The following is a 14,361-nucleotide window of genomic DNA, read 5'->3' on the forward strand; positions in this document are numbered from 1 at the left end:
GCCATGATATCCAAAGACGTTATAGATTCATTTTTATAGTACGGCAATACTAAACAGTTTCATTAACCACATCAATGCAAATGATTCCATATGGATGAATGATTTTTGTGATATTCAGCTAACAAAAAAGCCAGCTATAAATATAACTGGCTTCTATGGTTTTCGGTGTTTTATTAAGCTGACTAAGCTTTTGCTTTAATCAAATCAGCCTGATCTGGCGAATAGTGCAAAATTGCCATCGAAGTTGGCGACAACAACATTTCACCTTCTGCATGACCGGGTTTAACGTTTCGCAAGTTGGTATCACAGATGGTTACCCAGTTTTGTTCACGGTCATTCGGTAACGAGAAACGTGCTGGCGCATTGGTTTGGTTGATAAGATAAATTAACTCGTCGCCATCTTTACCAATACCTAAATGCAAAGCGACTGAGCTTAAGCGGTTCCAGTCGTCATGCTCCATAAGTGTGCCATCGACACGGCTCCAGAAGATGCGGTTAGAGTTACGCTTTTCGCCACTGAACGCCTTAATAAACGGCACCATGTATTGCTGACGAGCAGAGATCATTTCAGATAACCAAGTCTTGAAGTAAGTCTTGCGCTCTGAATCTTCCCAGTTAAGCCAGCTGGTCACGCCATCTTGGCAGTAAGCGTTGTTGTTACCTTTTTGAGTATGAGATAACACATCGGCCGTCAAAATATGAGGAATACCAAAAGCAAACAGCAGGCTCGCCATGAAGTTTCGTTTCTGCTTTTCACGTGTCGTAATAACTAACAGGTTTTCGGTTTCACCTTCAACACCGTAGTTTTCAGAACGGTTGTCACCGTGTCCATCGCGGTTGTTCTCACCATTCTCTTCGTTGTGCTTATGCTTGTAAGAAACAAGATCCTGCATGGTGAAACCATCATGATAAGTGATGTAGTTGACGGTGAGTTTGTAAGGCCAGTGCGCTGCACTGTAGATATCACGAGACCCCATCAAACGAGTCGCAAACTCTTTTAGGTAGCCTTGATCACCACGCCAGAAGCTACGTGTGATGTCTCGTAGTTTGTCGTTACACTCATTCCAGCCTAGCGGGAAATTACCCACTTGGTAGCCATTCGGACCGATGTCCCAAGGTTCTGCAATGAGCTTGGTTTCTTTAAGTACAGGGTCTTGAGCCACAGCTTTAAAGAATGCAGCCTCAGGGTTGTAGTTGTCACCTTCGCGCCCCAGTGTTGCAGCCAAATCAAAACGGAAGCCGTCGACTTGGAACTCACTTACCCAATAGCGAAGCGTATCCATCACTAAGTTGAGTGCTGGCTGGTGGGTGAGATCAACGGTGTTACCACAACCAGTAAAGTTCGCGTAATGGCAGCCATGTTTAATGTAGTAGCGGCTATCTAGCGCTTTGAGGTTGAAGGTTGTACCACCTTCGCCACCTTCTGCTGTGTGGTTGTACACCACGTCTAGAATGACTTCGATGCCATTTCGGTGAAGTTCACGAATCGCAGTCTTTAACTCGTTTACGGCATCTTTCTCTGCGTAGCGAGGGTCAGGCACCATAAACAAGTATGGGTTGTAACCCCAATAGTTCACTTTACCCATGTCTAATAGGTGTGGTTCATGCATGCATGCGGCAATGGGCAAAAGCTGTAGAGAGTTGATATTTTGCTGTTTGTAGAACGCAAGCATTTCAGGGCTCACTAACCCTAAGTAGCGTCCTTTAGTATTGGCAGCCACTTCTGGGTGCAGTTGAGATAGACCTTTTACATGCGTTTCAAAAAGAACGGTATCTTCGCGGCTAATGCGTGGCTTTTCTACATCTTGCCAATCGAAGGTGTCATCAACAACGACACATTTCGCCATAGCAAAGCTTTTTTCATTGGTATATGGCGTGACGTAATCGAGCGGTTCGCTTATTGCTTTGGCATACGGGTCTGAAAGCAGGATAGGGCCATTGTCCGTTTCGGCAATGAAGCCGTATTTTTGCCCCGCTTTAATACCATCAATAAAGACATATCTGATATCAGCGTATTCATTTTCCAATTTATAAGTGGTGAATTCGTCGTTCTCGTCAAAAAGAGCGAGTGAAAGAGATTTACAGTCAGGAGAATAAATAGAGAAGTTGCAGCCAGTGTTACCTAGCGTTGCGCCTAGCGGATAAGGGCGAGCGAGCGTTCTAGTCATTGCTTGATTTCTTGTTCGTTTATCGACATCAGTGAACTATAAGTAAAAAGCTTTGTCACAATAAGGTCAAGCAACTTCACAGATTAATTACGGTAAAAAAATAATTCATCGATGAAGTTCAAATTATATATTTGAGCTAGATCTCACTTATGTTGAATAATTAGATCTGTGTGCTGTCTACTCCTCCTATATTAAGTGATCTACCTCTTTAAAACACCATTCTGTATATTTTCTACTCCCCTCTAGTCCCCCTTAATTAACTTAGGGGCGGAGGAAGTCAAATTTGTCATCCCCTCTTAATATTGACCCCGTTGAAACGAATCAGGGGAAACCCTAAACCTCTCTATCTTACGACTACCATTACTGCCTTTGGTTGCCGCAAGAGAGCAAAAATATAAAAACCTAATATAAATCGTCCTTAATGGAGTTAAGAATGAAAAAAGTAAGTTTGATTGCTGCTGCAGTGGCAACTACATTAGCTGCTGGCTCTGCGTTCGCTGTAGATTTTAATGGCTACATGCGTGCTGGTACTGGTATTAGCGGAAATGATGGTGGTGACGTTTCATTCATGAAGAATGGTATTGGCCGTCTAGGTAATGAAAACGACAACTACTCTGAGTTTGGCTTGGCTGAAGAACTAAAAACTGGTGAACAAACTTGGCGTTTAGAGTCAATGATTGCTTCTGGTGTTGATGGCGCGAATGGTTGGGAAGACGGTGACTTTAACGTTGCTCAGTTCGCTGTTAAAGCAAAAGGCGTTCTATCTTTCGATGAAGAAGCGACTCTTTGGGCTGGTAAAACATATTACCAACGTAAAGACATCCACATTACTGACTTCTACTTCCTAAATACATCTGGTACTGGTGGTGGTATCGAAAACATTTCAGTTGGTAACCAAAAGCTTTCTTTAGCAATTATTCAAGATGGCGAAGATGATAACGGCGCTGGCTACATGGCTGATGCTCGCCTAGCTAATATCGGTCTATGGGAAGATGCTAGTTTAGAGCTTGGCGTTGTTTACAACTTCAGTACTGAAAATAAGAATGGCAAATACGATGGTGATGACGGCCTACTTGCTACAGGTATTATCCACCAAAATATGAGCAATGGTTTTAACCAAACAGTTGTTCAGCTAGGTACTGCTGGTTACGGCGTTCAAATGGCTAACTTCTGGGGTTCTGGTGCATACTATGATCGCTCTGGTGATCAAAACGATGGTTTTGGCTACCGTATCCTTAACTGGGGTGTAATGAACCTAGGCGAATCATGGGAAATGGGTCACCAACTTGCATACTTAGCAGGTTCAGACCTCGGTGTTAATAAGCATGATTCAAGCCAATACTCTATCGTGGCTCGTCCAATGTATAAGTGGAACGACACAATGCGTACTATCTTCGAAGCTGGCTATAACGCAGGTGAAGTAGATAACGTTGACTTCGGTGGCGCTAAATTTACTGTTGCTCAAGCGTGGGCAATGGGTGACAGCTTCTGGGCTCGTCCTGAAATCCGCGTATACGGTAGCTACTTGATGGATCTAGAAAACGATTCATTCGGTGAAGTTAAAGATGAAAACGGTGTTGTTACTGGTCAAGGCGCAGACAACGACTTCGTTGTTGGTATCCAAGTTGAAGCTTGGTGGTAAGCCACTTAGCTTAAAATCCTAAACTGTCCTAATTCATAGCCGGCTTGCGTCGGCTATTTTTTTAAGGAATGTACGATTAAGTTGATCGTTCCCTAGGTGAATAGTTCTCTTTGTGGTAATTAAAGTTAGTAAATTTCTTAAAAAAATAAAAAAAGGAAGGGTTATGTATTTTAAAGCTCTGATGTTGAGTGGCTGTGTTGCATTGGTCGGTTGTCAATCTGCACAAGTGGTTGAGCAAGTGCAAGTGGCACAGGCTGAACAAGTTAACTCTATTGCTGGTCTTCAATTTGCCCCGATGAAGCTTCCAAGCTCGGCAATTTTCGATGTAACACCAGACAGTCAAATTTTAAACTATCAGGGTATAAACAGCCCTGTAGTAGCGATCGAGCTACCAGCGGATCGCGGTGAGTACTCGATTAATATCACGAGCATTATCGGTGAGACTGCATTTGTCCCTAATGCGGTTATCTATGACGAAAACGGTATTGAGCTAGAGCGTTACGGTAAAGAGAGCTTCGAGTACGCTAAACCAAGACTACACTTGGGGAACCGTCTCGTTGCTGAGAGCGATTTTTACCCACCGACAACAGCAAAATCAGTTTATTTAGTTATCTATACAGATCAAGAAGGTCTTGGTGGTTTTACTGATGTTATTCACCCTGCACGTTTAGATGCGGAAGGCCGCGGTAATTATTTACCTGAAGTGAAAGATATCCCGATTCCAAATGCTAACGTTGGTAAAATAGAAGTTACAATCGATAAAGTGAGCTTCTTCTCATTTGGCTCTAGCAGTGAATCTAACGCTAAACCAGCGGCAGCAGCTAAGGTTGAGACAATTCAACCAGAAACACAAACTTACTACCATAATGCCATTCAAGCAGCAGTAGACGCAGATAATATTCCCAAAGCTCTGAGCCTACTAGATGAAGCAAAAGCCCTTGGTATTGAAGGTGCACAAGAAGCCTTTGTGCGAGCCGTCAACGCCAAGTAATATAGATAAAGGGTTCCTTTAAAAGTGCAATGCTTGTAAGTTAAGCATCGGTTAGCATCTTCTAAGGAACCCTATCGAATACCGCTTTAATGTATATGCTTTTTATTTGCAATGTTCAGCAACTTTCTCGCCTAAAGGGACTTCTGTATTTTCGCATTTTGATACGTGACCAGTAGTCGTTTCCCCTGCTTTATCCGTTTCCATATATTGATCAACATTACCGTTGCTTTCAAGTGTTTGCAGTGCCTGTTTGTGCGCGGCATTTTCAGCTTGTATTTGTTGCGTTGTTGCAGTGCTAGGAGTATGTGCCAGGGCGCGAGCAGCGTCGGTAGATTCTACAAGATCAGTGGTATTAGCCAAAGCCATCCCGCCCATCAATGCTGTAGTCACGATGCCCATTTGGATGGTTTTGATGATATGTTTACGGTTCATGGAAGTTTTCCTAATCAAAATTTAACGACACCGCAAACAACTGCGGTGTTTTGCTGTTGATAGAATATTACATCGAGAATTGAATGTATTTTAATCGTAATTGTAGGGCGTAACCCTTCAAAAAAGGCTGCCAGGATTAATTCTGTTCACTTAAGGGAGAGCGGCATTCCTACTATGATATATCGTTAAGATCTGGTTTTAATGGTTCTAAGGAATATCCTTTCCCTTTAGTTCTAAGTTTTCAGCCATGTAATCGAATGTAGGGGCTATAAAGTATGGTTGGAAATGCCCCGAATTTTAATGGGCGATGCAGTTGTTTATTATTTGCTTAAATCTGCTGGGTTCAATAGTTGTAAAAAAGGGAGACTGACGTCTCCCAAAGGCTAGCTTTCGCTGGTTTTATTATCTTTTTATTAGAATCTAAGCTTTATAGTTTAATTCTTGGTTACTGAAACAACTGGGCCATCTACGTCGTCATCCAGCTCGTGAATCGCATTCAGAGTGAATGTATAGCTACCAGCTTCTGTTACGCTTAGTTGGCAGTTACCATCAGCATCAGTACCTAGGTCGATTGATCCATCAGCAAGTTCAACTGAATCACAACCAAAGTTAGGTGTTTTCCAATCTGCATCTGCAAACTTGAAGCCATAGTTACCTGCTTCCAAATTGCCTGTTACAGAATAAACCCCATTAGCAACAAAGCTCATCGCCCAATCATCAACAGGGTTCCAACCATTCATATCACCACGCACGTACACGGTTGTTTGACCGTACGGAGGAATGCTCGATACATCCTTGCCTGAGTTATCAACCGGCAAACCAGCGCCTTGAGCACCGTTTTGTGCTTGTACAAACACAGCTGTCGTTAGTGCCGGAACTGTGAATGATTCATTAGCAAAGCTTGCACCTTTTACAATGTCATCTTCAGAGCTCTGTTGAACGGTGTGAAGTGTAAAGCTGGTTGCTCCCGTGATTTTGAACGATTGAGATTCATTCGTTGAGTTTACAACTGCGACAATCGCATCATTGGCAGGGTCAAGGTCTTCGCCCGCAGACACACCATCATCGATCGACATGACAATCAGGCCTTCGACTTGATCTTCGCCTACGTTACGGAAGTCGACTCGCTTCATAACTTCGTCAGCTGTATCTAAGCGGAACAGTTCGCTTGAGCTACGGATCTTTAATAGCTCTAGGAATTGCTGCTTAGTCAGCTCAATGTCGTCTGAGTCTGGTTTAGCCGCGCTGTCAGCAATGATTGTTTTGATCAGATCCCAGTTCGCACCATCTTTATCTTCACGAGGTAAGCCAACATTCCAGTTGTTGTCCGTCCCATCAAACATGACGCGGTTGTACCAGTCACCAGAATCGTAAGAATCGCGCTGCATAGACTTAGATCGTAGCAGTTCAGAACCCATATGGATGAATGGTATGCCTTGGCCTAGCATCACGGTAGAAAGCGATACAGACTGCATACGCGCACGCTCTGCAGAGCTAGTACCAGTGGCGATCTTGTAAGCGTTGTTATCCCAAAGTGTTTGGTTATCGTGTTTGGAAACGTAAGAGATGTTCTCTGAAGGCATCTTGGTGTAACCAGCTGGCGCGCCGTTGTAATCAACGTTTTTACCCAGTTTGGTATCGCCTTTGTAATCAATCAGTACGTATTCTGCGAGGTTACCTGCCATACCTAAACGAACAAGGTCTTGGTTATGTAAACGACCATTGATCGAATCTTGATCAACTTTGGTTTCTTCGTTGGCAATCGCTGCGTTACCAAAGCCTTGGTTAAAGCGAAGTGGGTGGTTCCCTTCTGAGTCGACACCACCATCGAATGGGCTACCACCACGAACGGCGTCACGCAAACGGTCTGAGAAGGTACCGATTTCTGTACCTGCCATGTTGATTTGGTTCGCTTGATCGAAGCGGGCGTTGTTGGCGACTTCACCAAAGTCCCAGCCTTCCCCGTAGAACAGAGTATTCGGGTCGATTTTGCGCACTTCTTCCAATGCTTCGACCATTACATCTTTTGGCTGGTGGCCCATCAAGTCAAAACGGAAACCATCCACTTTGTAGTCGTCAGCCCACACCTTAAGTGAGTCAACCATCAATTTACCCATCATCAGGTTTTCGGTCGCAGTGTTGTCACAACAAGTCGAGTTTTCTACGCCACCAGTGTTGACGTTAAGACGGTGGTAGTACCCAGGGACAATCTTATCCAGTACCGACTTATCGTTCACACCAGACGCATTGGTGTGGTTGTATACCACGTCCATGATCAGCTTAAGATCCATGTCGTGCGTAGCTTTGACCATCTGACGGAATTCGAGAATACGCTGAGAACCATTAGGATCGGTCGCGTAACTTCCCTCAGGAACTGTGTAATGGAATGGGTCGTAGCCCCAGTTGAAGCTATCAAGCATACGAAGGTCATTCATTAATGCTTGTGCGTCACCCGTTGAAGGGTCATAACCATCGAGTACGTCTTCGATGACTTTGTTTTCGTCTTCGCTTCCACATAAGGTAGCTGTCGGTTTTACATCACACAGTTTTCCTACGGTGTCGGTGATATCAACACGGCTCGCGGCATCTTCATCGACGGTAGCGATATCAAATGCTGGTAAGATATGCAGCGTAGTTAAACCTGCTTCTTGGAGAGCTTGTAGGTGTTTGACCGACTCACGATCGGCTTCTGTAAGAGCGAGGTACTTGCCATTTAGGCTAGCTGTGCCGAGCTTATCGCTGAAACTAAAGTCACGTAGGTGTGATTCGTAAAGTACGTGGTCTTCGTCTTTCTCTACGGTTGGTCGTTGGTAGTTGTCCCAGTTCGCTGGTTTCAAGGTTGAATCATTCAGGTCAATCACTTGAGAGTATGCTGAGTTCTTTGACAAACTGAGAGAGTATGGGTCTGTCACAAGGCGAGTTTCGATATTGCCTGTGGTTGGGTGATAAACCTTCACTTGGTAACGGTAATAACTGTTCACTGCATTAGACACGGCATCAGTCGCCCAAATGCCTGTCTCAGTGTTTTCCGTCATCGGGATTACTTGTGAACTTAGCAGATCTTCACTGTATAGAACGAGTTCTACATCTTGCGCGGTTGGTGCCCAAAGCTTGAAGGTCGCCGCACTGCCTTCAACAATTGCGCCTAGTTCTTCAGCCATTGCATTACCAGCATCTTCGCTAGCAAATACCGCATCAAGCACACCAGGTTTTTGAACCTCAGTTGAAGAGATAACATCGCCATTGGCATTGTAGGCAACAAAAATTATCTGAGATTTTAAAATAGTGCGAAGTGTGCTGTCGTCAACATCGATAGCTAGGGCAGGTAAGCTTGCAAGGTGTCGGAAACGCTCTTTCAATTCAGAAGATAGTTCTCCGTCTTTGCTTAGTTCAATTGCAGTTCCACCGACAATCTCTTTGTCATCGTTCATTGTGATGCTGTTGTCTAATGCATAGAAAAGCTTCACAGAGTCTGCATTGCTAGCCGCTTCCCAACCAATTGTGGTTGCATCTAGCCAGTGTGCTTTTTGACCATCAATATTGACTGGTCGCTCTGAAATAGGGTCGTAGTACAACTCGCTGCTGCCATGGAAACCAAATACGCCTTGTGAATCGCCAAGCTTAGTTAACTCGACTTTAGAATTGGCACTGCCAAATGCTTTCTCATCACCATTGTGCAAGATGAAGTTCATGCATTTGTGTGGGTCAGAGGCATCTGGGTCAACTTTCAACACATAATAGGCACCGTAAGTATCGCTGATACCATCATATTCGTAAGGGCTGTTCCAGTCGGTTCCGGTTTCACTTAATCCCATGCCGACTAAATCTGTGCTGGTACAGCCTTCACCATTCCAAAGGTGCAGCCCCCAACCGTCGTAAGTTGAGCCAGATGAGCTGGCAGCGGCAACATCGCGTTTGTAGTAAATAACGACTTCGTTTTCAGCTGCAGGGTATAAACCACTGTTGCCAGGGGCTGTACCGTTGTCGCTATCATTATCACTACCACAACCCGCGATCAAAGTAGCGGTGAAGAGCGGTAACATTGCTTTGGCCAATGTAGAGCGTTTGAAGCTCTTCTTTTTGGTATTGTTGAAGGTATTTCGTAGAGAGATAATTTTATTAATATTTATGTTGTTCACGTTTTAATATCCATATTTCACTTTTTATGAAGATGAATATCCTAGTCTTAACGATGGTCAACTATTTGTGATGGCTATGTATAAAGTTATTTTTAATATATAAAAATAGGAAACCTAGTGTCAATATCACGCTTTGTATTTGGTTTAAGTTAAATTTATTGGATCAATAACTCATATGTTTAATATCAATAGTAGAAGGCGTAGAGGATGGGAGTAGATAATAAGGATGAGAGCTCATCCTTATTAATGTGAGGAAGGTATCGAATTGAGGTGACGTTAATTTAATGTGGGAATTAAGTTATTTATCAATTAGCTAAAAGCGAGCTGTTCGGTAATTTATATTGATAGGTATATCATCCATTTAAGGATAACACCCAAGCCAAAGACGCCAGCGGTTTCAATTCAATATTAAAACTGCCAACACTGTTCTCAATGTCGAGCACTTGTTGCGCTATGCCTTCAATATATTCATTGAGTATGTAACGACCATCAACTAATTTGAGTTTTTGGATTACATCACTTGGAATCTTTAAGTGAATATTTTCAGTGGTATGTTGGCTGAAATTAGCTGCAACAATGGTTAGCTCTTGGTGGTCAGAGCGCAGAAATGCGTAGACTGAATCACTTAAGTTACAGCACTGGTGTAAGTCTTGGTAATCACCTGTTATCGATGAGTGCTCAAGCGAAAAGTTCATAACCTTCTGATAGAAGTGACGTAGTTGTTTTTCGTTTTCGTCTAATAGCCCGCCATCGAATGCGCCGTGGTTCATCCATTTTTGATGCTGTGGGACACCGATGTAATCGAAGATGGATGTACGAGAGGGTTGTCCAAAGCCAGCGTTCTCCGCACCGGGTTCGCCGACTTCTTGCCCAAAGTAGATCATGGTTGGAGAGCTGCTCAATAACGCGCTGACTAGCATTGCAGGCTTCGCTATATTTGGGTCACCTACAAATTCAGGAGACGCGATGCGTTGTTCATCATGGTTATCCAAGAAGTGCAGCATGTGATGTTCAATATCCATCATTTGATGTTGGATTTTGGGGATGATAGCCGTGGAAGTATTGCCTAGCATGATGTCTTTTAGGCCGTCGTACAGATCTACCTTGTCATAGAGGTAGTCCATCTTGCCTAAGTGGATATAGTCGCGATATAAGTCCGGTTGGTACACCTCAGCCATTAAAAAGGCATCTTGGTTTTTCATCTTTATAGATGAATTAAGGTAGCTCCAAAATTCGACTGGAACCATCTCAGCCATATCGTAGCGAAACCCATCAACACCTTTATTCAACCAAAACAAGGCGATATCTCGGAATTTAGCCCAAGAGTTAGGCACATAAACAGATTCCCAGAAACGGAAATGATCCATGTAATTGCGTTGAGCATAGTCACTCGGTAGTTCAGGGAAGTCTTTTGAACCGTCTGGTCGCATGCCATAATTGATTTTCACCGTTTCATACCAATCATCGAAACTAGGCTTGGCTAAACGTGAGCCGTTACCTGTCCATTTGGCGGGCGTCTCTATAAACGGGGAGTTTAGGTTGGGATGCTGTTCACCACCTAGCGGCGTAAAGGCGGGCTCTATGTCTGGCAATTCAAAGGTGCTGTTGGGAATGTAGTAGAAGTTATTGTCTTTGTGGTATTCCAGCGTTGTGTCATCTTGAGCGCCGAAGTCACTGACACCTTCTGGGTTGTTTAAGCCTTTATAATGACGCGCAACGTGATTCGGTACGATATCGATAATCACTTTTAAACCATTGTCGTGACTTCTTTTGATTAGTGCCTCGAACTCCTCTAGTCGGCATTCAGGGTTGTCTGCGAGATCTGGGTTTACGGAATAGTAGTCTTTGACGGCATATGGTGATCCCGCACGGCCTTTTACCACGCTCGGGTGATCGTCTGAAATCCCGATGTGCTTGTAATCATTGATGATGGCGTGATGTGGCACCCCGGTATACCAAATGTGAGTAATGCCAAGCTTGCGAATTTCAGACAGCGCTTTGTCGGTAAAATCACTGAACTTACCGACACCATTTTGCTCGATTGTGCCCCATGGAACATGTTGGGTGTTTTTATTGCCAAATAAACGCGTAAAAACTTGGTAGATGGCGTACTTTTGGTTGTACATATTTATAATTCCTTTAACTTCCATCATGTTATGTAGGGATGAAAGGGCTTGTTTATTCTTTGCAGGCTAACCGAATTACAATATGCCTTACTCATCCTTATCAAAATCTGCAGGGCGTAATTGCTACAGTATGTGAGCTGTTGCTCAAAAGGAGTCATGTTGTCTTCATCTATTCAAATCGTTATCACCTATTTGGTTCTGGTGGCGGTGTCTGTGTTGTTTGCGGAAAGTTCTAAAGCGCTGTTGGTGTGGTATTTGGTTATCGGTTTCGTGACGTTTTTTGTGTACGCGAAGGACAAGCGAGCAGCGATCAATGGCAATTGGCGTGTGCCAGAGAAAACTCTGCATATTTTTTCTGTTGCTGGTGGCTGGCTAGGGGCGTTGATTGCTCAAGATAAGCTGCGTCATAAAACGCAGAAGCAGCCGTTCAGAGCCATATATTGGGTGACAGTGGCAGTGAATGTTGCGGCGTTTGTGTGGACACTAACCCCGAGCGGGCAGGCGACGTTTGGACGTTGGCTTAGCGAGGTTATTGGATACTTGTAATGAAATTGATGGCTAGTAATCACTTACTAACCATCATAGGAAAGCTATTTTGTTATAACATCGGAATCGTTGAGGCTAACAGCAAGCCTGCCATACCGTAGTTGAAGCTTTTGATACGGACGGGTGTGGTTAACCAGTGTTGCAGTTGTTTACCTGCCGCTGTCCAGAATGTCACGGATGGTAAGTTGGCGAGCGTGAAGATACCTGCGATGATCGCAAGCTCCCACCATGAACTGCCGCTGCTATAGACTGAAATTGCCGTCAGCGCCATCGACCAACCTTTCGGGTTCACCCACTGAAAACTTGCCGCGCCGATGAAGGTCATTGGCTTATAAGCCTCGGTGCTTTTGGCTTTGCCGCTCAATGCTATCTTAATTGCAAGGTACACGAGGTAAGCAAGGCTTAGGTATTTCAAGATTTGGTGAGTAACCGGATAAGCGTTGAAAATGCCCATTAAACCGAAGCCAACCAGCAGCAACATGGCTGCAAACCCTAGAGCAATGCCAAGCATGTGCGGAATAGTACGGGCAAAGCCAACATTTGCTCCTGATGTCATGAGCATGATGTTATTTGGACCTGGTGTGAAGGTCGAGACGAACGCAAACAAGGCAAGTGCGCTAAGTTGTTCTAAAGGCATTATGGTTCTCCAGCAAAAAATGAACGAAGTGACTGACCGGTCATGACTTTCACGTGTTGAGAAACATAGTAGGTGGAAAGTGAGGCAATTATGTGCTTTTATTTCCTCTATTATCACTAAATGCACAATAATAAGTACTTATGGATAGATTTGACGAAAGGATATTGCAAGAGCTTAAATTGGACGGCAGAATCTCCAACATTGAGCTTTCAGAACGGATTGGCTTGTCGGCTTCTGCGACCTTAAGGCGCGTCCAGGATCTTGAGCGTAAAGGTATCATTCAAGGTTACCGTGCGGTTCTGGATAATGGGCTGATGGGGGTAGGTTTTATTGCTTATGTTTCGATTGGTTTATCAAGCCACAGCAAAGCGGCTCAGCTGGAGTTTGAACAGCACGTCAGTATGGAAAAAGAGGTGGTGGAGTGTCACAACATTACCGGTGCCAACGAGTACTTGCTAAGGGTAGAAACCAAAGACCTACCGGGTTATAAGAAGTTTCATGCCGATGTGCTTGGGGAATGTGCTCAGGTGCAATCTATTACGACTATGGTTGTGATGGATACCCCTAAAGACGAACGCTAGTCGAGTTTTATTTCAGGAGAGGCGCAGTGCCAAATACCAATCAGTTGTTATTGTTCTTAGATGTGGTTCAACAAGGGTCGTTTACCAAAGCGGCAACCTTGCACGATATGGACAACTCATCACTCTCTAAACAGATCAAAAAACTGGAGCAAGATTTAGGTGTTCAGTTGCTCAACCGTTCTACGCGTTCGTTCTCGTTGACGTCGGCAGGGGAAGATATTTTAGCGCAAACCTATGTGCTGAAAGATACTATCAATCAGATCCAAGGCATTGCTGATTCGTACCAATCTGAACCCAAAGGTGTGCTACGAATTACGTCGCCGATCTATTTTGGTCAGCAATACTTGCAACCTATCATTACTCAGTTCATGAGAAAGTACTCTGATGTTCAGATCGTGCTGTCGTTGGACGATAAGATCGCCAACATCATTGCAGGACAGTTCGATATCGCGTTTCGCTTTAGTAAGCTTGTTGAATCGAATTTGATTGCCAAGAAGATTGCCGACAGTAACTTCATGTTGGTCGCCTCGAACGACTTTGTGAAGCAGCATGGTGAGCCGAAGACGCCACAAGATTTACTTGCGCTACCTGCCGTGATTTATACCAATGGTGATATGACGGTCGATCATCTGCGTATCAGTGAAGAGCCGCATGGCAACACTTTCCAAAGCCTAACGATTCGTGGCAACTATAAGGTCAGTGATGTTCGTACCATGGTGTCTTGTGTGAAAGACGGTTTAGGTTATGGCTTCCTTGATCAATCAAACCTGTATGCCTCAATGAAAGAACTGGGCTTGGTTACTTTACTGCCGGATTATCCGATCTCTACAATCGATACTGCGATCTACGCTGTCTATCCACACCGTAAGCAGACCAAACTGGTCAAAGAATTCATCACTACGGTTCAAGACTATATTGGCTCTCCGACCATTTGGGAGAAGATGCAGCAAGGTTAGTTGTCTTTCTAAAAGTTTAAACACAAAAAAGGAGCCAGGTCGTCATACGATCTGGCTCCTTTTTATTCTTCCGGCGAATACTGATTTACAATGTAAAGCTTAGCTATAGCAGGCGTGAGCAGTTCTTACTTTCGAAAAGAGAG

The 14,361-nt window shown here is 44.1% G+C and carries 10 protein-coding genes; 5 read left to right on the top strand and 5 right to left on the bottom strand.

The window, feature by feature from the left end; translation table 11 throughout:
• Positions 1-182 precede the first annotated feature (182 nt).
• Entirely contained in the window at positions 183-2,168 is a 1,986-nt protein-coding gene (gene glgX / locus AB4384_RS11515; protein WP_372129578.1) for a glycogen debranching protein GlgX, read from the bottom strand.
• Positions 2,169-2,601: 433 nt separating this feature from the next.
• Here glgX and lamB point away from each other — a divergent pair, with 433 nt between their 5' ends.
• A complete protein-coding gene (gene lamB, locus AB4384_RS11520; protein ID WP_050632789.1) occupies positions 2,602-3,810 on the top strand; it encodes a maltoporin LamB in 1,209 nt (402 codons plus the stop codon).
• A 163-nt stretch (positions 3,811-3,973) separates the two neighbouring features.
• Positions 3,974-4,801 carry a MalM family protein gene (locus AB4384_RS11525; protein WP_372129579.1) on the top strand — a complete coding sequence of 276 codons (828 nt, stop codon included), beginning with the start codon at positions 3,974-3,976 and terminating at the stop codon, positions 4,799-4,801.
• Between the two features lie 102 nt (positions 4,802-4,903).
• Here AB4384_RS11525 and AB4384_RS11530 read toward each other — a convergent pair whose 3' ends face one another.
• The 3 genes from AB4384_RS11530 to AB4384_RS11540 form a co-directional block, all read right to left on the bottom strand.
• Complete coding sequence (locus AB4384_RS11530) at positions 4,904-5,233, bottom strand: hypothetical protein (RefSeq protein ID WP_017058851.1); 330 nt, start codon at positions 5,231-5,233, stop codon at positions 4,904-4,906.
• A gap of 434 nt (positions 5,234-5,667) precedes the next feature.
• Positions 5,668-9,372 carry a pullulanase-type alpha-1,6-glucosidase gene (gene pulA, locus AB4384_RS11535; protein WP_372129580.1) on the bottom strand — a complete coding sequence of 1,235 codons (3,705 nt, stop codon included), beginning with the start codon at positions 9,370-9,372 and terminating at the stop codon, positions 5,668-5,670.
• Between the two features lie 353 nt (positions 9,373-9,725).
• Positions 9,726-11,498, bottom strand: coding sequence for an alpha-amylase family glycosyl hydrolase (locus AB4384_RS11540; RefSeq protein ID WP_372129581.1), 1,773 nt, complete (start codon positions 11,496-11,498; stop codon positions 9,726-9,728).
• Positions 11,499-11,654: 156 nt separating this feature from the next.
• Here AB4384_RS11540 and AB4384_RS11545 point away from each other — a divergent pair, with 156 nt between their 5' ends.
• Complete coding sequence (locus AB4384_RS11545) at positions 11,655-12,044, top strand: DUF1294 domain-containing protein (RefSeq protein WP_017066606.1); 390 nt, start codon at positions 11,655-11,657, stop codon at positions 12,042-12,044.
• 52 nt (positions 12,045-12,096) lie between these two features.
• Here AB4384_RS11545 and AB4384_RS11550 read toward each other — a convergent pair whose 3' ends face one another.
• Positions 12,097-12,681 carry a LysE family translocator gene (locus AB4384_RS11550; protein ID WP_017058847.1) on the bottom strand — a complete coding sequence of 195 codons (585 nt, stop codon included), beginning with the start codon at positions 12,679-12,681 and terminating at the stop codon, positions 12,097-12,099.
• Between the two features lie 140 nt (positions 12,682-12,821).
• Between AB4384_RS11550 and AB4384_RS11555 the strand changes: the two genes are divergently transcribed.
• The gene (locus AB4384_RS11555) at positions 12,822-13,262 is read left to right on the top strand and encodes an Lrp/AsnC family transcriptional regulator (protein WP_009845852.1); all 441 of its coding nucleotides are present in this window, start codon (positions 12,822-12,824) and stop codon (positions 13,260-13,262) included.
• A 26-nt stretch (positions 13,263-13,288) separates the two neighbouring features.
• Positions 13,289-14,218, top strand: a complete 930-nt coding sequence (locus tag AB4384_RS11560) for a LysR family transcriptional regulator (protein WP_102394259.1) — start codon at positions 13,289-13,291, stop codon at positions 14,216-14,218.
• Positions 14,219-14,361: the final 143 nt, after the last annotated feature.

It is taken from the genome of Vibrio sp. 10N.261.51.A4, assembly GCF_041471945.1.
In the GTDB taxonomy this organism is placed as follows: Bacteria; Pseudomonadota; Gammaproteobacteria; order Enterobacterales; family Vibrionaceae; genus Vibrio; species Vibrio crassostreae_C.